The sequence below is a fragment of the Streptacidiphilus sp. MAP12-33 genome, from assembly GCF_041261265.1.
Classification (GTDB): Bacteria; Actinomycetota; Actinomycetes; order Streptomycetales; family Streptomycetaceae; genus Streptacidiphilus.
The window spans coordinates 17,823-39,654 of record NZ_JBGCCA010000029.1 but is presented as its reverse complement, the minus strand read 5'-3'; the positions used below and the strand labels follow the sequence as shown (position 1 = coordinate 39,654).

Genomic DNA, 21,832 nt, shown 5'->3' with positions numbered 1-21,832 from the left:
AGGACGACAGCAGCTGACCACTGGAGAGGACCGTCCAATGAGGACCCGCCCCAGCATCGACCAGGCCCGCGGTGAGTTCGTGCGCGGGCGTCCGTCCGACGACCAGGCGATCGGCGCGGCCGCGGCCCTCCGGCTGGAGGGCGTGACCAAGGAGTACGGCCGCGGTGGACGCGGCGTGCGCGCGCTCGACGGGATCACCCTCGGCGTCGCACGGGGTTCGTTCACCGCCGTGATGGGACCCTCGGGTTCCGGCAAGTCCACGTTCCTGCACTGCGCCGCCGGTCTGGACCGCCCGACCTCCGGGCGCGTGCACATCGGCGACACCTCCCTCGACGGCATGAACGAGACCCAGCTGACGGAGCTGCGCCGGCAGCGCATCGGCTTCGTCTTCCAGGCCTTCAACCTGATCCCCGCCCTCTCCGTGCGGCAGAACGTCGAGCTGCCGCTGCGCCTGTCCGGCGAGCGGCTGGACCGGCGCTGGCAGGACGAGATCCTGGCCCGGGTCGGCCTGGAGGGGCGTGCGGGTCACCGTCCGGCGGAGCTGTCGGGTGGCCAGCAGCAGCGCGTCGCGATCGCCCGCGCGCTGATCACCCGCCCCGACGTCATTTTCGGTGACGAGCCGACAGGCGCCCTCGACACCGTGACCGCCCGTCAGATCCTTTCCCTGCTGCGCTCGTGCGTCGACGAGACCGGGCAGACGGTTGTCATGGTCACGCACGACCCGGTGGCCGCGTCCTACGCGGACACCGTGCTCTTCCTGGCCGACGGCCGGATCGCCGGCCAGCTCGACCACCCCAACGCCGACCAGGTCGCCGACCGGATGACCCGGCTGGGAGCGTGGGCCTGATGTTCCGCTACACGCTGCAGACCCTGCGCGCCCGCAAGGGCGGCTTCATCGGCGCCTTCCTGGCGCTGTTCTGCGCGGCGATGCTCGTCACGGCCTGCGGGATCCTGCTGGAGACGGGCCTGTCCGGCGCCATCGCCACCGAGCGCTACGCCGGCACGGCCGTCGTGGTCGGTGGCGACCAGCAGGTCCACGAGACGACCACGTCGGAGAAGAAGGGGAAGACGAAGACCAAGACCAAGTCCAAGCCCCTCTCGGAGCGGGTGTGGCTGCCCGCCGACACGGTGGACAAGCTCTCCGGGATCCAGGGCGCCGCGCGGGTCGTCCCGGAGCTCACCTTCACCGCCTACGCCGTGAACGCGCACGGACAGCCGACCTCGGGGATCGACGGCAAGCCCAGCTACGGGCACGCCTGGACCTCCGCTGTGTTGACCCCGTTCACACTCGTCCAGGGCTCCGCGCCGCAGGGCCCGGACCAGGTCGTCGTCGACCGTGAACTGGCCGGGAGCCTCGGTCTCCACGCCGGCAGCGCGCTCACCGTCGAGTCCGGCCTCGGGCCGCAGCGGTTCACCGTCTCCGGCGTCGCCGCACCCCGTGGCGGCGACCTCACCCAGCAGAGCTCGCTCTTCTTCTCGGACGACGAGGCGGCCACGCTGGCCGGCCACCCGGGCCAGGTCAGTGCGGTCGGCATCGTCGCCGCGTCCGGGGTCTCCGCGGACACCCTGGCCGCCGAGGCCCGCCAGGCCCTGGCGGGCACCACCGCCCAGGTCCACACCGGCGGCGACCTCGGTCCCATGGAGTTCCTCGACGCCTCGAACGCGCGGATCAAGCTGGTGTCGATGGGTGGCGCGATCGGCGGCACCTCGCTGCTCGTCGCGATCCTCGTGGTGGTCGGCACCTTCGCCCTCTCCATCCAGCAGCGCTACCGCGAGCTGGCGTTGCTCCGCGCGATCGCCGCCACACCGAAGCAGGTGCGCAAGCTGATCGGCCGGGAGGCGCTGCTCGTCGGCGGCGTCGCCGGGGTGACCGGAGCCGTCGCGGGTCTGCCCGTCGCCTACTGGCTGCACGACCGGTTCGTGGCGCTCAAGGCCATCCCGGACACCCTCCAGGTGACCTTCAGCGTCTTCCCGTTCTTCGCGGCCATCGGCGCGGCGCTGCTCGGCGCCTGGGCGGCGGCGCGCATCTCGGGCCGCCGCACCGCCCGGATCCGTCCGGCGGAGGCGCTGGCCGAGGCCGCCGTCGAGCGCCGTCTGGGCTGGGGGCGGCTGCTGGCCGGCCTCCTCGTGCTGGCGGGCGGCGTCGTGCTGCTGGCGGTGCTGAGCGTCCTCGACACCGAGCCCGCGTCCTCGCCGGTCACCTTCCTCACGGTGGTCGTGCTGGCCGTCGCCGTCTCGCTGCTGGGCCCGGTGATCGCGCGGATCGCCGTCACGGTGCTCGGCGCCCCGCTGCGCCTGGCCGGCGTCGGCGGCTACCTCGCCGCGGCCAACACCCGTGCGGGCGCCAAGCGGGTGGCGGCGGCGATCACGCCGCTGGCCCTGCTGATCGCCATGGCCTGCACGGTCTTCTTCGTGGCGACCACGATGGGTGACGCGTCGCAGGCGCAGGCGCGGGCCGGCAACAAGGCCGACTGGGTCGTGGCCGCGGCCACCCCCGGCGTTCCCGAGCAGGCCGTCCAGGCCCTGCGGCAGACGCCGGGCGTCACCGCCGCGACGGAGGTGCTGCACAGCTCCGTCCGGGTGGGCGTCGACAAGTACACCGTCGAGGGGCTCTCCGCCCAGGGACTCACGCAGACCTTCGACCCCGGCGTCACCTCCGGCAGTCTGGACGGCTTCGGTGACGGCAGCGTGGCGCTCAGCAAGGTGGCCGCGTCCGGCCTCGGGAAGAAGCCGGGCGACACCCTGCAACTGACCCTCGGCGACGGAACCCCGGTCACGCTCACCGTGGACGCCGTCTACCAGCGCGGGCTGGGCTTCGGGGACCTGACGGTCTCCCGCGACCTGCTGGCCAAGCACGTGGACGACCCGCTGGCCGGCTCCGTCCTGGTCAAGGGTGCCGACCGCGCGGCGCTCGCCGCGGCGCTGCGCGGCTTCCCCGGCGTCGCGGTCCTGGACCGCGGACAGGTGGACCAACTGGCCACCACGGCGGAGCAGTCCAACGCGGCGGTCAACTACACCGCGATGGGCCTGATCATCGCCTTCACGGCGATCGCCGCGGTCAACACGCTGGCGATGACGGTCTCCGAGCGCATCCGCGAGTTCGCGCTGCTGCGCCTGGTCGGCACCACCCGGCGCCAGGTCATGCGGATGCTGCGCCTGGAGTCGGTCCTGGTGGTGCTCGTGGCGGCGGTACTCGGCACCGGTATCGCGCTGGCCGTGCTCACCGCGTTCAGCGTCGGGATGACCGGTTCCGCCACGCCGTCCATCGCGCCCTGGCGCTACCTGGGTGTCGTGGGCTTCGCGGCCGCTCTCGCGCTGCTGGCCACGATCATCCCGGGACGGGTGGCCCTGACCAACCGTCCGGCGGACGTGATCGGCGCCCGCCAGTAACGAACGGTCATGTTCTCCCGATGACGGGGCGTGGCACGGTCTCGACCGTGCCACGCCCCGTCCGCGTGCCCGGGGGCTCGGACCGGTGCCAGGGCTGAGCCCGGTTTCGGGGCCCAGCCCGGACCGGGCTCAGTCCAGCACCGGGCCGCCGCCGGTCCGGTCGGGGCGGGTGCGCCGGCCGTCCAGGTGGGCGTAGACCCGCTGGAGCCAGCGGTCGTTGCCGTCGTAGGACGGGACGAACGAGGTCCGGCCGTGCACGGCCATCCGGTTGTCGACCACCGCCAGCTCGCCCGGGCGCAGCGCCAGCATGTCCATCGTCTCCACGAAGGCCTCCCGGAGCTCGGCCATCGCCCGTTCCGCGCCCTCGTCCAGCGGGTGCGTGGCCGCGAAGTCCACCAGCACGTCGGGGTCCTCCGGCGCGCCGCGCAGGAGCGCGTGCGCGGGGGCGACCCCGTCCGGCGACCCGAACGACGGCGGAGCCTCCGTCAGGAAGCGCGGCTCCCACAGCACGCCGACCGTCTCCGGAGGGAGCAGCGGCAGAGCCTGCCGGATCGAGGAGGTGCACAGCCGGGCGTCGCCCGTCGGGTCCTCGCGCAGGCAGACCAGGCCCACGTAGTCGGGCCGGTTCGGGTGGAAGGCGTTCTCGGTGTGCAGTTCCAGCAGCACCGAGCCCGCGTTGGACTGGGAGGCCTCGCTGCCGGGCACCGGCACGACGTTCTGCACCAGCGCGCCGGTCTTCTCCGCGCGGAACGCGATGATCTCGCCCAGCTGGGCCATGACGGCCGCGAGCACCCCGGCCGCGACCGACGGCGTCCGCTCGACCGAGCCCGGTCGGCACGGAGTGACCGGCAGCGGCACCGCGCCCACGACCGGCAGGTTCCGCAGCAGCAGAGCCCCGTTCGGTCCCGGATCGTGCCGGAACCGGCGCAGTGTCCGCAGCAGTCGGGCCGGCAGCACCGCGCCCGCGTCCAGCACCGCCTCCACCCAGACCGGGTCGTCGATGACACCCGGCTCGGCGCGGGCGAGCCGTTCCGCGGCGTGCAGCACCTGTGCCTGCTCGGCGTCGGTGAGCTCCAGCTCGTAGAGGTGGGCGAGTGCTTGGGTCTGTGACATGGATATCCCTCGCTGACGTTCCGATATCGATTCGAAAAGCCGTGGCCCCTCGAGTCTCGAAACGCGCGCTATCGCGGTCCTATGAACCGCTTTTATAGGGAGGGCATAGGGAGTCGCCGGATGCTCGGTTCCAACAGCGATAACCAGGCGATAACCGGTCGAGATAACCGCAGCGCAACGGAGGTGATCCAATGTTCTGGGAGTCCGGGGAACAGTCCCTCGGGTCGGAGCTCGCAGCCGCCCCCTCGGTGGTCCACATCTGGTGGTGGCGGCCGCCCGAGCGCAGCGATCCGCAGGACCTCGCCCTGCTCGACACCGACGAGCTGCGTCGGGCGCTGTGCATGCTGGCCGAGCGCGACGCCGCTGCCTTCGCCCGCACCCACGGCGGCACCCGCCGGGTTCTGGGCGAACTGCTCGGGGTGGCGCCGGAGTCGATCGTGATCGGCCGGCACACCTGCGGGGGCTGCGGTGACGACAGCCACGGCCGGCCGCGCCTGGTCGAGCCGCCGGCGCAGCTATCGATCAGCCTCTCCCGCACGGAGGGCCACGGTCTGCTGGTGGTCTCGATGGACCCATCCGTCGGCATCGACGCGGAGGCGATCCGCCCGGTCCGCGAGGCGGCGCTGTTCGACACCGTCCTCACCGAGCACGAGCGCGCCCACCTGCGCGCCCTCCCCCCGGGCGCGGACCGCGACGCGGCGTTCCACCGGATCTGGACCCGCAAGGAGGCGGTCGTCAAGGCCGTCGGGGTGGGCCTGATCGGTACCGACCTGGCCCGGCTGGAGACCCGCCCCGAGCTGCCCGGCCCGGTCATGGTCCGCAACCCCGATCCGGAGCGCCCCTCACTGTGGCTGGTCCAGGACCTGGACCTGGCCCCCGATCTCGCGGCGGCGGTGGCCCGTCCCGCGGGCCCCGCGCTGCCGGTCGAGCTGCGCGTCCATGTCGGCGGCTGACCCCGGCCGTTCGTGTCCCGCCTACGGGCCCGCCCGTTCACCGTTCAGCGTTCACCGCTTGTCGCCCACCCTCACCGTTCACGGGAAGGACGCAGACCATGTCGCACACTCTCGCCCCCGCGCCGACCAGGCCGATCCGGCGAGCCGAGGCCGCCCCGGCGCGCTCCGAGCGAGTCGCCCTCGACGCCCTGTACCAGGCCGTGGCCGCGCACGTGGAGTCGGCCGATCCGGGGCCGGGCGCGCCGGGCGGCTGGGAGCAGCGGGAACGCCTCCGCGTCTCCACGTGGGTCCGGCAGATGTACGACCACGAGCTGGGCCCGTCGGCGCTCACCGCGCCCACCGCCGAGATGCGCCGCGACCAGGCGGCGGAGCTCGCCCACCGCCTCGACGTCGGCCTGCTGCGCGCCCGGCCGGCCGGCCCCTCCGGCCAGGCCCGCGCGGTCGCGGCGGTCGCCACGATGTGGGAGATCACCGCCGACGCCCTCGCCCACAACCCGCGCCCCCCGCGCGAGCAGGTCGTCCGCGACGTCTGGGGCCTCGTCCGCGAACTCCTCGCCCCCGTCCGCGAACCCCTCCCCCGCGGGCCCTTCCGCTGGTAGCGACGGCACCGACGCTCCCGCCTGTGGGTGCACCACCAGGGGCGCGGGACTTCTGCGCGACGAGTCCGTCGCACTCCCCAGGGGCGCGGGGAACTGCGCGGCAAGCCACCGGCGTGCGGATGGTCCTCAACGTTCAGGGCCATCCGCACGCCGGTGGGTGCTCGCGCAGTTCCCCGCGCCCCTGGGGAGTGCAACTGCCCGTGGGAGCCCGCGCCCTCTGCGGCGCTACGCGCCGGCGGCCAGGGCGAGGGCGTCGGATTCGGTCATCCACGTGGCGAAGAGCGAGACCGCCTCGTGGCAGCGGTACAGGACGCGGTCCTGCGCGTCCAGCGCGTCGAGGTCGAGCAGGGCGGCGTCGACCAGCGCTTCCAGCGCCGCCTCGGCCTCGTGCTCGTCCAGGCCGGTCCACACCGCGGCGTCGGCCGCGGCGAAGGGCTCGGTGCCGGCGGCGGAGAGGCCCGCCAGGGCCACCAGCGCGGGGTGGTCCAGGCGGCGGACCGAGGGCAGGATCGCGCGGCGCAGGTCGGCGTCGCCGAAGCTCAGTTCCGCCAGCCGGTGCGCCGGATCCGCGAGACGCGCCGCGAACCGGGCCAGGGGCCAGTGGTGACGGGCCGCCAGCTTCGCGGCGACGATCGTCAACGCGAGCGGCAGGCCCGCGCAGTAGGCGATCAGGTCGTCCGTCGCGTCGGGGTCGTCGGCGAGCCGGTCGTGCCCCGCGGAGCCGGCCAGCAGCTCCAGCGCCTCGTCGTCGGTCATCGGCGGCAGCGTCACGGTGTCCGCGCCGCCCACCCGGCTCAGCCGGCTGCGGCTGGTGACCAGGGCCGCCGCCTGCGTGCCGCTGGGCAGGAGGGGAGCCAACTGGAGGTCGCCCACGGCGTCGTCGAGGACCACCAGGACCCGGCGGCCCGAGGTCAGCGTCCGGTAGCGGCGGACCAGGTCGTCCAGCTCCTCGGAGGTGTCCACGGCCTGGTCGCCCAGCGCCCGCAGCAGGCCGCGCAGCACCGCGGCCGGCGGCTTCGGGGTGCCGTCGGGGTGGCACAGCTCGGCGAACAGCACGCCGTCGGGGAAGCACTCGGCCCCCTCCGATGCCGCCCGCACGGCCAGCGCGGTCTTGCCGACCCCGGGCATCCCGGTGACCAGCAGACGACGCGGCCGGCCGGTCGGCGTCATCAGCCGCCGGACCAGCTCGTTCAGCTCCTCCTCCCGGCCCACGAACTCACGGTCCTCGCCGGGCAGCGTGCTGGTCACCGCCGGAACAGAGACGGGCACGGAGACCGGACCCGTGACCGGCGCGGACGCGCGGACCGCACTCGGGCCGGGCGCCCCCGCCGCACCCGGCTCGGGCTCCGCCTCCGGGCGGCCGATGCCGCCGACCAGGATCGCCTGGTACGTGGAGCCGAGCGCCTCGCCCGGGTCCACGCCCAGCTGCTCCGCGAGGACCGCCCGGCCCTCGTAGTAGACCCGCAGCGCGTCCGCCTGGCGACCGCCCCGGTAGAGCGCGGTCATCAGCTGCGCGCGCAGCCGCTCCCGGACCGGGTACTCGGCCACGAGGCTGGTCAGCTCGGCGGTGACCTGCTCGTGCAGGCCGAGGGCCAGATCGGCCTCGATCCTGCTCTCCAGGGTCAGCATCCGCGCCTCGTCCAGCCGTGGCAGCTCGACGTCCTGCATGTACTCGGTGACGTTGGCCAGCGCCGAGCCGTGCCACAGGTCCAGCGCCTGACGCAGCAGCCGCTGCGCGTCCGGGAACCGGCGCTGCTTGAGGGCCTCGCGGCCCAGCCGGTCCAGCCGCTCGAACTCCTGGAGGTCGATGCTGGCGCCGGGCGCGGTCAGCACGTAGCCGGGTGGACGCCGGGAGATCTCGACGTCCAGGCCCAGGTACCGCCGCAGCCTCGACATGTAGGTGTAGATCTGGGCGTTGGCCGTCGCCGGTGGATCCCAGCCCCACAGCATCGCCGTGAGCCGGGAGTCCGGCACCACCTTGCCGTGCGCCAGCAGCATCGTGGCGAGCACGGTGTGGACCTTGGATCCCGACAGCTTGATTCTCTCGCCGTCTTTTCTTGCTTCCACAGGACCGAGAATCCGGAAGTCCATTCCGGTGCCCCCTTCTGGTCTGCCTGGATGTCCTGAATACCCCCAGACAGTAGGGAGGGCGCTTATCCGCGGATTATCGGGAGGCAATCGGGGAAGGGGCCGCCGGAAAAGGCATGTTCACTGGGCGAACGAACGGCCGACGGAGCCGATCGCGTCGGCGAGCAGGTCGGCCAGGTCGGCCTCGCCGCCGCGCTCCGCCCAGAACTGCACGGTCTCGCTCGACACGGCCATCACCGCCGCGACCAGGGCGCGCAGCTCCAGGCCGTCGGCGGGCAGACCGGTGCGCTCGGCCAGCAGCTCGCACATCATCGCGCTGCTGCGCTGCATCTCGACCAGCGCGCGGGCCCGGATCGCCGGGACCTCCCGGTACAGCTGCATGCGCAGCAGCACCTCGTCGCGCTCCGCCGCGAGGATCTGCCGCAGCGGGCCGACCATCGCCTCGCGGACGGAGGCGACCAGGGGCTCGCCCGCGGGCCTGGCCCGCAGCCCGGACTCCATCAGCGGGTCGTAGTCGTCGCTGATGACCAGGTCTTCCTTGGTGGGGAAGTACCGGAAGAAGGTGCTGGGGGAGACGTCCGCCGCGGCCGCGATCTGGTCGACGGTGGTGGCCTCGTAGCCCTGGTCCCGGAAGAGGCCGAAGGCCGCCGAGCGGATTGCCCGGCGGGTCTTCAGCTTCTTGCGTTCCCGCAGGCCCAGCGGAGCGGCGAGGAGTTCCTCGAGCTCGGAGCCGGCGGGGGTTCGGGTGGGGGAGTTGCCGGGGGTCATGCTTCGGATTCTGCCGCACCGCGCGCCCCGTCCGGCGTTCTGCCCGGCATCCGCCAGGCGATCAGCGCGGCGGAGAGGGCGGCGCCGATGCCGCAGGTCAGCAGCACCAGGTCCATGCCGTGGACGAACGCGGCGTGGGCGGACGCCGCGAGGGCGGTGTCGTGCAGCTGCGTGGCGAGCGCCTGGGCCGCCGAGACCGAGCCGCGGGCGACGTGCGCCGCGGATGCGGGGAGCGGACCGGTGTCCAGGCGGGCGGTGTAGGCGCTCGCCAGCAGGCTGCCGAGCAGCGCGACGCCGATCGCGCTGGCGGACTGACGCAGCGTCTGCAGCAGGCCGGAGCCGACGCCCGCGCGTTCCTCGGGCAGCGCGGCCATCGCGGCGCCCATGGCGGGGACCATGGTGAAGCCCATCCCGACGCCGAGCAGGCCCAGCCAGATCGCGGTGCGGCCGTAGCCGTCGCCGGTGGCGGTGGACGCGCCGAGCAGCATGGACGCGGCGACGACCAGCATGCCGACGGCGACGACCCAGCGGACCGACAGCCGGGCCACCAGCCGCTCCGCGGCCCGCGCGGCCACCAGCAGGCCCGCCATCAGCGGCATCAGCCGGACACCGGTGCCGAGGGCGTCGTAGCCGAGCACCGACTGGAGGTACTGCGGCAGTACGAACAGGCCGCCCATCATGACGAAGGAGACCAGCACCGAGGCCACCGTGCTCCACCGGTAGACGCGGTCGGCGAGCAGGGTGAAGTCGACCATGGGGTGCGGCTGGGAGCGTTCGCGCCGGACCAGTCCGCCGAGCAGCACGACGGCCGCCCCGAGGGAGGCGAGCACCTGCGCCGAGCCCCAGCCGTCGGTCGGGCCCTGGATGATCCCGAAGGTGAGCGCGGCCAGGCCCAGCACGCCGACGACCGCGCCGAGCACGTCGATGCGCGGCACGGACGGGTCGGTCGACTCGGGCACGAGCCACAGGCAGGCGACGATGCCGACCGCGATCAGCGGGACGTTGACCAGGAAGATCGAGCCCCACCAGAAGTGGTTCAGCAGCAGCCCGCCGAGCATCGGGCCGAGCGGCATGCCGACGGCCATGCCCGCGGTCATCACGGCGACAGCGCGCGGTCGCTCGGCGGGTGCGAAGAGGCTCGGCAGGATGGCGATGCCCAGCGGCATGATGAACGCGCCGCCCAGGCCCATCACCGCGCGGACCGCGATCAGGGTGGCCGGCGAGTCGGCGAGGGTGCCCACCAGCGAGGCGATGCCGAAGAGCACCAGCCCGCCGACGAGCAGCCGGCGGCGTCCGAAGCGGTCGCCGAGCAGCCCGGCGGGGAGCATCGCGGCGGCGAAGACGACGAGGTAGGCGTCGACGATCCACTGGAGCTGGCCGGTGGTGGCGTGCAGCTGGACCGCCATGTCGGGCAGGGCGACGTTGAGGATCGTGCCGTCGAAGCCGAGCACGAGCACGCTGAGGCAGACGGCGGCCAGCGCCCACCAGCGCTTCCGGTCGGGCGGTGCGGAGTCCGATGGTGCGGTGGTGCTCACGGTCGCGTCCGTGGTCATGGCAGCCCCCAAGAGAGTTACTGTCTTCTGACAGTAACTCTCAAAAGCTAGGAGCTGTCAATCACATGGCGACGAGCGAGACCCCCACGAACTGGACCGTGAACGCCGCGAGGGTGCAGGCGTGGAAGACCTCGTGGAAACCGAACCAACGCGGCGAGGGGTTGGGCCGCTTCAGCCCGTAGATCACGCCGCCGGCGCTGTAGAGCAGGCCGCCGACGATGATCAGGACCGCCACGGCGACGCCGCCGTTGCGAAAGAAGTCGGGCAGGTAGAAGACCGCCGCCCAGCCGAGGGCCAGGTAGCAGGGGGTGTAGAGCCAGCGCGGCGCGCCGACCCAGAAGACCCGGAAGGCGATCCCGGCCAGCGCGCCCGCCCAGACCAGCCAGAGCAGCACCTCTTGCTGCGCCCCGCGCAGCAGCAGGATCGTCACGGGCGTGTAGGTGCCCGCGATGATCAGGAAGATGTTGCTGTGGTCCAGTCGCCGCAGGATCGCCTCGCCGCGCGGACCCCAGGTGAAGCGGTGGTAGAGCGCGCTGACGCCGAACAGCAGCCAGGCGCTGATCGCGTAGACCGTGCAGGCCACCCGCGCCGCGGTGGTCGTGGCCAGGCAGATGAGCACGATCCCGGCGGCGACCGTCGCCGGGAACATTCCCGCGTGCAACCAGCCGCGCAGTGCGGGCTTTCGTGCCGTGTTCTGTTCGGTACTGAGCTCCGCGTTCTGCTTCGCGTGCTGTCCGGAGTTCGGTTCTGTCATTTCCGCCCCTGCGCTCATACGGCAGAGCATACCTACGGTGCCGTAGGTTACCTACCAGTAGGTCTGCTGGAATTCTCGTCAAACTGACGCTGACCTGCGGTGTTGTCGTTCTCACAGGCCCGCGGTGTGTCACTCGGCCGACATCGGAGATACGCTGCGAAGACCCTCAACCCCTCACCATCCGTTCAAGGACGACCGGATGGGAAACGGAGCGATCGTGCCGAACGAGAACTCTGCCCTGGTCAATGCTGTCCCGACCCGGCACAAGAAGCTGCTGGCGTGGGTGCAGGAGATCGCAGAGCTCACCCAGCCGGATCGGATCGAGTGGTGCGACGGCTCGGAAGCCGAGTACCAGCGCCTGTGCGACCTGCTTGTCGAGAAGGGCACCTTCCGCAAGCTGAACGACGAGAAGCGGCCGAACTCCTACTACGCCGCCTCGGACCCGCGCGACGTCGCGCGCGTCGAGGACCGCACGTTCATCTGCTCCGAGCAGGAGAAGGACGCCGGTCCGACCAACCACTGGAAGGCTCCCGCCGAGATGCGGGCCATCTTCGGTGACATCTTCCAGGGTTCCATGAAGGGCCGCACCATGTACGTGGTGCCGTTCTCCATGGGTCCCGTGGGCTCTCCGCTGGCCGCCTACGGCGTGGAGATCACCGACTCCGCCTATGTCGCCGTGTCGATGCGCACCATGACCCGTATGGGACAGGCCGTGCTCGACTACCTCGGCGAGGACGGCGACTTCGTCAAGGCCGTGCACACCCTGGGCGCCCCGCTGGCCGAGGGCGAGGCGGACGTCGCCTGGCCGTGCAACGAGACCAAGTACATCTCGCACTTCCCGGAGACCAGGGAGATCTGGTCCTTCGGCTCGGGCTACGGCGGCAACGCCCTGCTCGGCAAGAAGTGCTACGCGCTGCGCATCGCCTCGACCATGGCCCGCGACGAGGGCTGGCTGGCCGAGCACATGCTGGTGCTCAAGCTCACCCCGCCGTCCGGCGAGGCCAAGTACGTCGCGGCGGCGTTCCCCAGCGCCTGCGGCAAGACCAACCTGGCCATGCTCCAGCCCACCATTCCGGGCTGGAAGGTCGAGACGATCGGCGACGACATCGCCTGGATGCGGTTCGGTGCGGACGGCCGCCTCTACGCGATCAACCCGGAGGCCGGCTTCTTCGGCGTCGCCCCCGGCACCGGTCGTGACACCAACGCCAACGCCATCGACTCGATGTACGCCAACACGGTCTTCACCAACGTGGCGCTCACCGACGACGGCGACGTGTGGTGGGAGGGCATGACCGAGGAGAAGCCCGCCCACCTGATCGACTGGAAGGGCAACGACTGGACCCCCGAGTCGGAGACCCCGGCGGCGCACCCCAACGCCCGGTTCACCGTCCCGGCCAGCCAGTGCCCGACCATCGCCCCGGAGTGGGAGGACCCGGCGGGTGTGCCGATCTCGGCCATCCTCTTCGGCGGTCGCCGCGCGAGCGCGGTTCCGCTGGTGACGGAGTCCTTCGACTGGCAGCACGGCGTCTTCCTGGGCGCGAACGTCGCCTCGGAGCAGACCGCCGCCGCCGAGGGCACGGTCGGCAAGCTGCGCCGCGACCCGTTCGCGATGCTGCCGTTCTGCGGCTACAACATGGGTGACTACTTCGCCCACTGGCTGGAGATCGGCGAGAACGCCGACGCCGCCAAGCTGCCGAAGATCTACTACGTGAACTGGTTCCGCAAGAACGCCGACGGCAAGTTCGTCTGGCCGGGCTTCGGCGAGAACAGCCGCGTGCTCAAGTGGATCGTCGAGCGTCTGGAGGGCACCGGCGAGGGCGTCGAGTCCCCGATCGGTGTCCTGCCCACCCAGGACGCGCTGGACCTCGCCGGTCTCAGCATCGACCAGGCCGACCTCGACCTGCTGCTCTCCGTCGACCGCGACATCTGGAAGCAGGAGGCCGCGCTCATCCCCGAGCACCTGGAGCTGTTCGGCGAGCACACGCCGAAGGCCCTGTGGGACGAGTACGAGAAGCTGACCCAGCGCCTGGGCTGATTCCCCTAGGCAGTCAGTGACTCGCGTGCCGCCGTATGGACGTCCATACGGCGGCACGCGAGTATCGCCGTCCTGGTGTCCTGCTGGGACGCCGCCACGACCAGCACGCGGCCGGCCAGGTCGAAGGCGTGCGCGTGGAGCACCGCGAGGTCGGACGGATAGGCCACGGCCGCGCGCGGCGGCAGCCGGGTGCCCAACTCGGCGATCCGGGCGCCGATCGCCGCGGCGGCGTCCTCCAGCGCGGGGTCGCCGGTCCGCGCGTGGAGCTCGCGCGTGACAGACAGCAGCGCGGCGAGATGACCGGCCAGCTGTCCGCGCAGCCCGCTCACGGGAGGGGTGGGAGCGTGCGCGGTCCGGACCGGCTTGCGGACAGGTCGGATCTTCGGCTGCTCGTACATGGGAACAGCCTAACTTGGACTTTGTCTAAAACAAGTCTCTGTCTCTAGGGCTGAGAATAGGTCGACAGGAAGACGCCGATCTTCTCGATCGCCTCGGTCAGGTCCTCCGCGCGCGGCAGCGTGACCAGACGGAAGTGGTCCGGCTCCGACCAGTTGAAGCCGGTGCCCTGGACGACGTAGATGTGCTGCTGCTTGAGCAGGTCCAGCACCATCTGGGCGTCGTCCTTGATCTTGTAGACCTTCGGGTCCAGCCGCGGGAAGGCGTAGAGCGCGCCGCGCGGCTTGACGCAGGAGACACCGGGGATGTCGTTGAGCATCTTCCAGGCGATGTCGCGCTGCTCGCGCAGGCGCCCGCCGGGCAGGATCAGGTCCTTGACCGACTGGCGCCCGCCGAGCGCGGCCGCGATCGCGTGCTGCGAGGGCATGTTGGCGCACAGACGCATGGTGGCGAGGGTGGTGAGGCCCTCGATGTAGCTGCGGGCCTCCTCCTTCGGGCCGGAGATGGTCATCCAGCCGCTGCGGAAGCCGGCCACCCGGTAGGCCTTGGACATGCCGTTGAAGGTCAGGCAGAGCAGGTCCGGGGCGAGCACGGCGGTGGAGGTGTGCTCGGCGTCGTCGTAGAGGATCTTGTCGTAGATCTCGTCCGAGTACACGATCAGGTCGTGCCGACGGGCGATCTCGACCAGGCCCTCCAGCAGCTCGACCGGGTAGACCGCACCGGTCGGGTTGTTCGGGTTGATGATCACGATGCCGCGGGTGCGGTCGGTGATCTTCGACTCGATGTCCGCGAGGTCCGGGTACCAGTCGGACTGCTCGTCGCAGCGGTAGTGCACCGCCGTCCCGCCCGAGAGGCTGATCGACGCCGTCCACAGCGGGTAGTCGGGGGAGGGCACGAGGATCTCGTCGCCGTCGTCCAGCAGCGCCTGCATGGCCATCTGGATCAGCTCGGAGACGCCGTTGCCGATGTAGACGTCATCGACGGTGAGCCCGTGCAGGCCGCGCTCCTCGTAGTGCATCACCACGGCGCGGCGGGCGGAGAGCAGGCCCTTGGAGTCGCCGTAGCCGTGGGCCCCGGCTAGGTTGCGGACGATGTCCTGCAGGATCTCCGGCGGCGCCTCGAAGCCGAACGGTGCCGGGTTGCCGGTGTTCAGCTTCAGGATCCGGTGCCCCGCGTCCTCGAGCCGCATGGCCTCGTCGAGGATCGGGCCGCGGATGTCGTAACAGACGTTGGCGAGCTTGCTGGACTGGATCACCTGCATACCGATGCACCCTAACGCCTCGGCATAGCAGGCGCCCGGTGATTTTCGCCATGTGGGACATTGACGGGAGCTGCGGTAGCACTCCGTGCCGGGCTCTTCTCCGGCCGGCCGGCGGCGGATCAGCGGCCGGGCGCGAGGGCGGGCCGGCGGCGCACGCCGACCAGCGCGACGGCCAGGCCGACCGTCCAGCCGAGCGCGAGACCCCAGCCCGCCCCGGCGACGGCGCCGGCCAACGGGTGAACGGTCCAGCCCAGCGGGGCCGCGTCCGTCATCCGCGCCAGGGCCAGCCCCCGGAAGGCACCGGCGAGCGCCCCGCCCGCGACCACCGCGACCCAGCCCGCGCGCAGCCGCCGCAGGCCGCCCGCGTACGGGTGGTGCACGACGTGGCGCCGCAGCAGCGCCGCGACGGTGCCGAGCAGCAGCAGCGCCGCGAAATCCTCCGACCAGGTGAACGCCCAGGTGCCGTCGCCGCGCGGATCGGGCCGCAGCCCCGGCAGGAACGGCGGTACGCCCAGCGCCTGCGTGTGCAGCAGCGCCGGGAAGTCCTGTGTCAGCCGCAACCACACGGAGTCCGTTCCGAGCGCCAGCACCAGTGCGAGCGTGGCGGCCACGCCCGTCAGCAGCACGGTGCGCGGGCGGTCCAGCGGCGGGGTCATGGGCGGACTGTATCCGTACGCACCAGCCCGGTGAGGGCGCCGGCGATGTTGATACAGAATCAGGACATCGACTCCCTGCGAGCTCCCAGCCCGGCGATCTACGATCACCATGGCTGCAGGGGGGTGGCGGGTGCGGGGACGTCTGTGGGGGTGGCTCGCGGGCTTGGTGGTGCTGGCCTGCGCCGGGGGTGTGCTGCTGAACCTCGGCACACCGGCGGCGGCCGGCGCGACCGTGCCACGGTTCCTGACGGACGCCCAGGGGCGCGCCCTGATCCTCTACGGCCTGAACGTGGACGACACCGGACCGGCCGCCGCCGGGACGCGGACGGCGGCAGGCAGGGGGAAGCCCGCCGCCGTGCCGGCGCCGGGCGCCGAAACGGCGCTGCTCGGTGACGACTTCGCCCGGATCCTGCTGCACTGGAGCCGCGTCGAGCCGAGCCCCGGCCACTACGACGACGCCTACCTCGCCGACCTGGTCCTGCGCGTCGACCGCTACGCGGCCGCGGGCGACCACGTGGTGCTCGCCATGACGCAGGACGGCTACGGCCCACCGCCCGGCACGGCGGCCGCGCCGACAGCGGTCGACGCGGCCCGGATCACCGCCGCGGACGAGTTCTGGCACACCCGCGGCGACGCCCCCGACCTGCAGGACCGCTACGCCGCCGCCTGGGTGTACGTCGCGCGCTACCTGACCGCGCACCTCGCCCACGCCCCCGGCCCGCTCAGCCCCGCGGACGCGCTCGTCGGCTTCGACCTGCTGGACCGCCCCTGGGGCGGATCCGTGCAGGGCCCCGCCTTCGAGACGGGCCCGCTGGCCGGCTTCTACGACCGGGTCGTCGCACGGATCCGCGCGGTCGACCCGAACCACTGGCTCTTCGTCCAGCCCGAGGCCGACGCGACGGACACCGGCCTGCCCAGCGCCCTGCCCTACCTGCCGGACCCGCGCCACGGCACCGCCCGCATCGGCTACGCCCCCCAGCTCTACCCCGCGCCGCTGGACCCGGACGGCAGCTACACCGGCAACGGCGTCTTCTGGACCGACCGCTTCCTCAACTCCTGGGCGATACAAGCCGTACGCACTGCCAAGCGCCTGAACGCTCCCCTGCTGATCGGAGGTTGGGGCACGGACCTGACCGCCCCCGGCGCACACCTGTACGTGGACCACGTCCAGGAACTGGTGGACGGCCTGATGGCCGGTTCGGCCTGCTGTGCCGCGGCGCCGGGCGCCTGGTCGCCCTGGCAGCTCTCCGGAAAGGCCGCGGACATCGCGTCGGTGCTCGACACCGCCTACCCGCGCGTGGTCGCGGGGGCTCCGGTGGAGTTCGACTACGACAAGGGCACCCTGGTCTTCACCCTCCAGTTCCGCGACGTGGCGGGCGTCGTCGGTGCGACGGACGTCTACCTCCCGCCCGCGGACTTCCCGGCGGGACCGCAGATCGACTTCGACGCGGAGGACACCACCGTGTGGGACCCGGCCACCCACATCCTCTCCCTGACGGTCTCCCACCCGGTGCCGGGAACCCTGCACACCCTGCATCTGACCCCGGCGGCGCCGGCGTCGAACATCGGGTGAGCCGCAGGCCCCCGCGTCAGGTGATCGCGCGCCCGGGCAGGGCGGTCGTCCTGCGTCCGTCGTCCATCACGGCGACGCCGTTGACGAACACGTGGGGAATCCCGCGCGGCAGGCGCCGGGGCTGCGCGAAGCTCGCCTCCTCGGCGACCGTCTCCGGGTCGAACAGGACCAGGTCGGCCACCCAGCCCTCGCGGACCTGACCCCGATCGCGCAGGCCGAGCCGTCGCGCCGGGGTCGCCGAGAGGTGGCGGACCGCCTCGGGGAGTGAGAGGACGCCCAGCTCGCGGACGTAGGTGCCGAGGTAGCGGGGGAACGTGCCCCAGGCGCGGGGGTGGGGGCGGTCGCCGACGAGCAGACCGTCGCTGCCGCCGCAGTGCACGTCGTGGCGCATGACGGCGCGGACGTTCTCCTCGTGGCCCACGTGCTGCAGGATCGTCGTGCCGAGGCCGTCCTCGACCAGCAGGCGGGTGAACGCCTCGAACGGCTCGACCCCGTCGCGGCGTGCCAGCCGGCGGACCGTCAGGCCCACGGCCGGGCGCAGCGCGGGCTCGCGCACGCCGCTGATCTGCACGGTGTCCCAGTCGGCCACGACGCCGTGGCAGCCGTCGGACCCGTGGACCTCCAGGTCGGCGCGGATGCGGGCCCGCGCGGCGGGGTCGGCGAGGCGGCGCAGCGTCTCGGCCGGGCCGCCCGCCGCCGCCCAGCCGGGCAGCAGTGCGGCGAGCGTGGTCGAGCCGGGGAGGTAGGGGTAGGTGTCGAGGGTGAGGTCGACGCCGTCGGCGAGGGCGGTGTCGACCAGCGCGAGGAGCTCGCCCGCGCGGCCCCGGTTGACCTCGAAGTTCATCGTCGCGTGGGCGAGGTGCAGGGCGCAGCCGGCGGTGCGCGCGATGCCGACCACCTCGGCGTACGCCTCCAGCGCGCCCGCTCCGTACGAGCGGTGGTGCGGGCACCAGTAGCCGCCGTGGGCGGCCACCACCTCGCACAGGGCGGTCAGTTCGGCGGTGTCGGCGTACATGCCGGGGGTGTAGGTGAGCCCCGAGGACATGCCGACCGCGCCCTCGGCCAGGCTCTGCGCCAGCACCTGCCGCATCCGGTCCAGCTCGGCGGCTGTCGCGGGCCGGTCCTCCCAGCCCATGACGAGGGCGCGCAGCGTGCCCTGCGGCACGAGGTACGCGGCGTTGACCGCGATGCCCTGGGCGTCGAGCCGGGCGAGGTAGTCGCCGACGCTGCGCCAGTTCCAGTCGAAGTCCGCGTCGGACGGGTCGCCGTTCCAGCCGGCGAGCTGCCGGCGCAGGCCGGCCGAGGTCGTGTCGTCGACGGGCGCGTAGGAGAGGCCGTCCTGGCCGAGCACCTCCAGCGTCACGCCCTGGGCGACCTTGGCCTCGTGCGCGGGGTCGGTCAGCAGCGCCAGGTCGGAGTGGGCGTGCATGTCGACGAAGCCGGGGGCGAGGACCAGTCCGTCCGCGTCCAGCACCCATCCGCCGCCGGGCCTGGGGCCGGGGTCGCCCTCGCGGTGCAGGGTGACGATCCGGCCACCGCCGAGGACGGCGTCGGCGCGGTAGGGCGCGCCGCCGCTGCCGTCGACCACGAGCGCGCCCCGCAGGACGGTTCTCATCAGAAGAAGGTGCGGATGTAGTCGACGACCCGGTCGTCCGCGCCGACCTCCGGGATCAACTGCCATTTCTCCAGCGCCGTGCAGGGGTGGGAGAGGCCGAAGCCGATCCAGTCGCCGACCTCCACCTCGGCCTCGGGCGCGAGGGCGACGAAGGCGTGCTGGTCGGAGAGCTTGGTGACGCTCAGGCCCTCGGCGGCTCGGACCTGGCCGCTCCGTTCCTCGCGGATCTCCAGCGGCAGCGGGAGACCCAGGTCGTACGGGACGTCCCGCTTGCCCGCGTTCACCAGAGCCAGCCCGCGCTCCGGACGGGAGACGACCTGGGCCCACAGCTTCAGGGCGGGGAGGAAGTGCTCCGTCTCCTCGGTCAGCGGGGTGATCCTCGCGTAGTGCAGGTGGTCGTGCGTGACGTAGGCACCGGCTCGCAGCAGTCGGAGCACGGGGCGCGACAGCTCCAGTGCCCTCTCGGTCAGGGCCTCCGCGACCAGGTCGAAGTGCTCACTGCCGCCCGCACTGACCACGATCTCGTCCGCGTCGGTGAAGTAGCCGCTCGCGTCGAAGCGGCGGGCGGTGTCCACCAGCTCGCGCAGCCAGTCCCGGACCGCGCTCCGCGTCTCGTCGACATCCGCCAGGGTGCCCTCGTAACCGGCGACGCCGACCAGCCGCAGCCACTGCGAGCCACGGACGGCCCGCGCGACCTCGTCCGCCTCCACCGAGGAGCGGACACCGGTGCGTGAACCCACCGCTCCGAGCTCGACGACGACGTCGACCTGGTGCGTGAGCGCGGCGTCCATCAGCTCGACCCCGTGAACCGAGTCCACATAACAGACGAAGCGGAACTCGGGATCAGCTGTGAGCTCGGCGCTCAGCCAGCGCAGTGCCGCGGCGTCGACCAGCTCGTTGCCGAGGAAGATCCGGTTCACACCGAAGTGCCGGTACATCTGCACATGGCTCGGGGTCGCCGCCGTGATGCCCCAGGCGCCGAGGTCCAGCTGGCGCTGGAACAGCTGAGGTGCGAGGGGGGTCTTGCCGTGCGGTGCGTGGGCGAGGCCGTGGCGCCGGGCCCAGGAGGCCATCAGCTCGAGGTTGTGGTTCAGCGCGTGCGCGTCCAGGGTGAGCAGCGGCGTCACGAAATCGCCGTCGAACAGGCCCAGCGGCTCGGCCCGCAGCTCGTCCACGGTGGCGCTGCCGCCCATCGGCATGCCCTTGAAGCGCCAGTCGACGACGGTCTCGCCGAGCGCGCCGAGTGCGGCCTTGTCCATGGATCGGCTCCTCATCGGTTGCGTGACCTGCAACGTTCGTTGCTCATCCTGCCAGTGCGCCGGGGACGCGGAAAGGTCCGGTGCTCCTGGTCGGAGCGCCGGACCCTCAGTCGTGCGGTCCTACGGCATCGCGTTGGTGAAGGCGCCCTCGTTGTTGGCGAACTGGTTGCCGTTGCTGGCGTCCCAGGCGGTGGACCAGGTCATCACGCCGCCGATGGTCGGCCAGGTGGTGCTGGGCTTGAAGGTGCCGCAGCCGGTGCCCTTGGCCAGGCAGTTCAGCGCGTTCTCGACCACGGTGGGGGAGACGTAGCCGCTGCCGGCCGCGCTGGCCGAGGCCGGGACGCCGATGCCGACCTGGTTCGGGCTCAGGCCCGCCTGGATGGCGGTGCAGGCGATGCTGGTGATGAAGTCGACGTTGCCCTCGCTGTAGACGCCGCCGTCGCAGCCGTTCATGGAACCCGAGTTGTAGAACTGGGTGTTCATGATCGTGAGGATGTCCTTCACCTGCAGCGCGGTGGCCAGGTAGTCGGACGAGGCGCTCAGCACGTCGATGGTCTGCGGGGCCATGGTCAGGATGAAGCCCGAGCCGACCTTGGACGCCAGCTGGTGCAGCGCGGAGGACATGTAGGTCGGGTTGATCCCGTTCTCCAGGTCGATGTCCACGCCGTTGAAGCCGTACTGCTGGATGATCGAGTACGCGCTGTTGGCGAAGGCGGTGGCCTGCGCCGCGCTGGTGATCGAGATCGTGCCGTTCTGGCCGCCGATCGAGAGGATCACCTTCTTGCCCTGCGCCTGCTTGGCGGCGATGTCCGCCTTGAACTGCGCGTCGGTGTAACCGCCGAGCTTGCTCTGCAGGGTCGGGTCGAGCGAGAAGGTGATGCCGCCGTCACCGGCGGAGTCGGCGTTGGCGAAGGCGACCGCGATCAGGTTGTACTGCGAGTTGACGTCGCTGATCTTCTGGTCGGTCGCGCCGTTGTCGAAGTCCTGCCAGTAGCCGGTCACCCAGTGCTTCGGGTTGCTGCCGCCGCCGGTGCCGCCGGTCGAGGTGGCCGTGGGGGAGGCGCTCTGCGTGGGCGAGCTGCTCTGGGTGGGGGTGCTGCTCTGCGTCGGCGAGGCGGATGCCGAGGCGGAGGCGCTGGCGCTCGGCGAGGCCGAGCTGCTCTGCGTCGGGCTCGGGCTGGAGCCGGCCGCGCCGCTCAGCGTCACGTCGTCGGCGTAGTAGGTGGACTGCCCGTACCAGCCGTGCAGGTAGATCGTGACGCTGGTGGTCGAGGCGCCGGTCTTGAAGCTGGTGCTCAGCTGGTTCCAGGAGCTCTGCGAGGACCAGGTGCTGACGTCCGTGGTGCCGTCGCCCGAGGTGCCGAGGTAGACGTACGGGCCGTTGACCCAGGAGCTCAGCGTGTAGGAGGAGTTCGGCTGCACGCTGATGGTCTGCGTGCACTGCGCGTCGTCGCCGCTGGTGGGGGTGGCGGCGAGCGCGTAGGAGCCGGAGTGGACGGTCGACGAGGAGACCGTCGCGGTGCCGGCGTCACAGGTCCAGTTGGCCAGGGAGCCGGTCTCGAAACCGGGGTTGACCACGAGATTCGTCGTGTCGGCGCTGGCGCCGCCACTGAAGGCGACGATGCCGGTGAGGCCGAGGCCGAGCGCGGCCACGGAGGCCAGCGCGGCGTTGACGGTACGCGGGGAAGGCATAGGGGTCTGTCTCCAACTGTGGGGGAAGCGGGGAGAGACGGAAAGTGAAGCCCGCCACACAAGTTGGACTAGACCATTCGCGGTGTCAAGGGGGTGGCCCGCGCCTTAATGCCTGGTTAAGGTGCTG

General features: G+C 72.1%; 17 protein-coding genes. 6 read left to right on the top strand and 11 right to left on the bottom strand.

What is annotated here, in order from left to right:
• Positions 1–37: 37 nt before the first annotated feature.
• Together ABH931_RS26315 and ABH931_RS26310 are read left to right on the top strand one after the other, a co-directional pair.
• Positions 38–847: an ABC transporter ATP-binding protein gene (locus ABH931_RS26315; protein ID WP_370118030.1), complete on the top strand. Its 810-nt coding sequence runs from the start codon at positions 38–40 to the stop codon at positions 845–847.
• The gene (locus ABH931_RS26310) at positions 847–3,390 is read left to right on the top strand and encodes an ABC transporter permease (RefSeq protein ID WP_370118027.1); all 2,544 of its coding nucleotides are present in this window, start codon (positions 847–849) and stop codon (positions 3,388–3,390) included. The genes ABH931_RS26315 and ABH931_RS26310 overlap by 1 nt, the downstream gene beginning before the upstream one ends.
• A gap of 129 nt (positions 3,391–3,519) precedes the next feature.
• Here ABH931_RS26310 and ABH931_RS26305 read toward each other — a convergent pair whose 3' ends face one another.
• The gene (locus tag ABH931_RS26305) at positions 3,520–4,503 is read right to left on the bottom strand and encodes a TauD/TfdA family dioxygenase (protein WP_370118024.1); all 984 of its coding nucleotides are present in this window, start codon (positions 4,501–4,503) and stop codon (positions 3,520–3,522) included.
• 191 nt (positions 4,504–4,694) lie between these two features.
• Here ABH931_RS26305 and ABH931_RS26300 point away from each other — a divergent pair, with 191 nt between their 5' ends.
• Positions 4,695–5,456 (top strand): 4'-phosphopantetheinyl transferase superfamily protein, encoded by a 762-nt coding sequence (locus ABH931_RS26300; protein ID WP_370118021.1) that lies wholly within the window; start codon positions 4,695–4,697, stop codon positions 5,454–5,456.
• 98 nt (positions 5,457–5,554) lie between these two features.
• The gene (locus tag ABH931_RS26295; protein WP_370118018.1) at positions 5,555–6,055 is read left to right on the top strand and encodes a hypothetical protein; all 501 of its coding nucleotides are present in this window, start codon (positions 5,555–5,557) and stop codon (positions 6,053–6,055) included.
• Between the two features lie 225 nt (positions 6,056–6,280).
• Here ABH931_RS26295 and ABH931_RS26290 read toward each other — a convergent pair whose 3' ends face one another.
• The 4 genes from ABH931_RS26290 to ABH931_RS26275 all read right to left on the bottom strand — a co-directional run bounded on the left by ABH931_RS26290 (position 6,281) and on the right by ABH931_RS26275 (position 11,218).
• On the bottom strand, positions 6,281–8,065 hold the full coding sequence (locus ABH931_RS26290) for a BTAD domain-containing putative transcriptional regulator (protein ID WP_370118016.1): 1,785 nt from the start codon (positions 8,063–8,065) through the stop codon (positions 6,281–6,283).
• Between the two features lie 198 nt (positions 8,066–8,263).
• Positions 8,264–8,911: a TetR family transcriptional regulator gene (locus ABH931_RS26285; RefSeq protein WP_370118013.1), complete on the bottom strand. Its 648-nt coding sequence runs from the start codon at positions 8,909–8,911 to the stop codon at positions 8,264–8,266.
• The gene (locus ABH931_RS26280) at positions 8,908–10,464 is read right to left on the bottom strand and encodes an MFS transporter (protein WP_370118009.1); all 1,557 of its coding nucleotides are present in this window, start codon (positions 10,462–10,464) and stop codon (positions 8,908–8,910) included. The genes ABH931_RS26285 and ABH931_RS26280 overlap by 4 nt, the downstream gene beginning before the upstream one ends.
• Before the next feature lie 61 nt (positions 10,465–10,525).
• Positions 10,526–11,218 (bottom strand): hemolysin III family protein, encoded by a 693-nt coding sequence (locus tag ABH931_RS26275; RefSeq protein WP_370118006.1) that lies wholly within the window; start codon positions 11,216–11,218, stop codon positions 10,526–10,528.
• 199 nt (positions 11,219–11,417) lie between these two features.
• Between ABH931_RS26275 and ABH931_RS26270 the strand changes: the two genes are divergently transcribed.
• Complete coding sequence (locus ABH931_RS26270) at positions 11,418–13,253, top strand: phosphoenolpyruvate carboxykinase (GTP) (protein WP_370118003.1); 1,836 nt, start codon at positions 11,418–11,420, stop codon at positions 13,251–13,253.
• 5 nt (positions 13,254–13,258) lie between these two features.
• Here the strand turns inward: ABH931_RS26270 and ABH931_RS26265 are convergent, their stop codons facing one another.
• From ABH931_RS26265 to ABH931_RS26255, 3 genes are all read right to left on the bottom strand, one after another.
• The gene (locus ABH931_RS26265) at positions 13,259–13,651 is read right to left on the bottom strand and encodes a hypothetical protein (protein ID WP_370118000.1); all 393 of its coding nucleotides are present in this window, start codon (positions 13,649–13,651) and stop codon (positions 13,259–13,261) included.
• A gap of 44 nt (positions 13,652–13,695) precedes the next feature.
• Complete coding sequence (locus tag ABH931_RS26260) at positions 13,696–14,910, bottom strand: pyridoxal phosphate-dependent aminotransferase (protein WP_370117997.1); 1,215 nt, start codon at positions 14,908–14,910, stop codon at positions 13,696–13,698.
• A gap of 119 nt (positions 14,911–15,029) precedes the next feature.
• Positions 15,030–15,566, bottom strand: coding sequence for a hypothetical protein (locus ABH931_RS26255; RefSeq protein ID WP_370117994.1), 537 nt, complete (start codon positions 15,564–15,566; stop codon positions 15,030–15,032).
• A 109-nt stretch (positions 15,567–15,675) separates the two neighbouring features.
• Between ABH931_RS26255 and ABH931_RS26250 the strand changes: the two genes are divergently transcribed.
• Complete coding sequence (locus ABH931_RS26250; RefSeq protein ID WP_370117993.1) at positions 15,676–17,139, top strand: hypothetical protein; 1,464 nt, start codon at positions 15,676–15,678, stop codon at positions 17,137–17,139.
• Positions 17,140–17,155: 16 nt separating this feature from the next.
• Here ABH931_RS26250 and ABH931_RS26245 read toward each other — a convergent pair whose 3' ends face one another.
• From ABH931_RS26245 to ABH931_RS26235, 3 genes are all read right to left on the bottom strand, one after another.
• The gene (locus ABH931_RS26245; RefSeq protein WP_370117990.1) at positions 17,156–18,754 is read right to left on the bottom strand and encodes an amidohydrolase family protein; all 1,599 of its coding nucleotides are present in this window, start codon (positions 18,752–18,754) and stop codon (positions 17,156–17,158) included.
• Positions 18,754–20,013: an amino acid deaminase gene (locus tag ABH931_RS26240; protein WP_370117987.1), complete on the bottom strand. Its 1,260-nt coding sequence runs from the start codon at positions 20,011–20,013 to the stop codon at positions 18,754–18,756. Before ABH931_RS26240 ends, ABH931_RS26245 begins: the two co-directional genes overlap by 1 nt.
• Before the next feature lie 120 nt (positions 20,014–20,133).
• Complete coding sequence (locus ABH931_RS26235; RefSeq protein ID WP_370117985.1) at positions 20,134–21,705, bottom strand: chitinase; 1,572 nt, start codon at positions 21,703–21,705, stop codon at positions 20,134–20,136.
• Between the last annotated feature and the right edge of the window lie 127 nt (positions 21,706–21,832).

Excerpts from the sequence above, each read along its gene's own strand:
- ABH931_RS26315 (WP_370118030.1), top strand. The coding sequence starts at position 38 with ATGAGGACCCGCCCCAGCATCGACCAGGCCCGCGGTGAGTTCGTGCGC.
- ABH931_RS26310 (WP_370118027.1), top strand. The coding sequence starts at position 847 with ATGTTCCGCTACACGCTGCAGACCCTGCGCGCCCGCAAGGGCGGCTTC.
- ABH931_RS26305 (WP_370118024.1), bottom strand. The coding sequence starts at position 4,503 with ATGTCACAGACCCAAGCACTCGCCCACCTCTACGAGCTGGAGCTCACC.
- ABH931_RS26300 (WP_370118021.1), top strand. The coding sequence starts at position 4,695 with ATGTTCTGGGAGTCCGGGGAACAGTCCCTCGGGTCGGAGCTCGCAGCC.
- ABH931_RS26295 (WP_370118018.1), top strand. The coding sequence starts at position 5,555 with ATGTCGCACACTCTCGCCCCCGCGCCGACCAGGCCGATCCGGCGAGCC.
- ABH931_RS26285 (WP_370118013.1), bottom strand. The coding sequence starts at position 8,911 with ATGACCCCCGGCAACTCCCCCACCCGAACCCCCGCCGGCTCCGAGCTC.
- ABH931_RS26280 (WP_370118009.1), bottom strand. The coding sequence starts at position 10,464 with ATGACCACGGACGCGACCGTGAGCACCACCGCACCATCGGACTCCGCA.
- ABH931_RS26275 (WP_370118006.1), bottom strand. The coding sequence starts at position 11,218 with ATGACAGAACCGAACTCCGGACAGCACGCGAAGCAGAACGCGGAGCTC.
- ABH931_RS26270 (WP_370118003.1), top strand. The coding sequence starts at position 11,418 with ATGGGAAACGGAGCGATCGTGCCGAACGAGAACTCTGCCCTGGTCAAT.
- ABH931_RS26265 (WP_370118000.1), bottom strand. The coding sequence starts at position 13,651 with ATGTACGAGCAGCCGAAGATCCGACCTGTCCGCAAGCCGGTCCGGACC.
- ABH931_RS26260 (WP_370117997.1), bottom strand. The coding sequence starts at position 14,910 with ATGCAGGTGATCCAGTCCAGCAAGCTCGCCAACGTCTGTTACGACATC.
- ABH931_RS26255 (WP_370117994.1), bottom strand. The coding sequence starts at position 15,566 with ATGACCCCGCCGCTGGACCGCCCGCGCACCGTGCTGCTGACGGGCGTG.
- ABH931_RS26250 (WP_370117993.1), top strand. The coding sequence starts at position 15,676 with ATGGCTGCAGGGGGGTGGCGGGTGCGGGGACGTCTGTGGGGGTGGCTC.
- ABH931_RS26245 (WP_370117990.1), bottom strand. The coding sequence starts at position 18,754 with ATGAGAACCGTCCTGCGGGGCGCGCTCGTGGTCGACGGCAGCGGCGGC.
- ABH931_RS26240 (WP_370117987.1), bottom strand. The coding sequence starts at position 20,013 with ATGGACAAGGCCGCACTCGGCGCGCTCGGCGAGACCGTCGTCGACTGG.
- ABH931_RS26235 (WP_370117985.1), bottom strand. The coding sequence starts at position 21,705 with ATGCCTTCCCCGCGTACCGTCAACGCCGCGCTGGCCTCCGTGGCCGCG.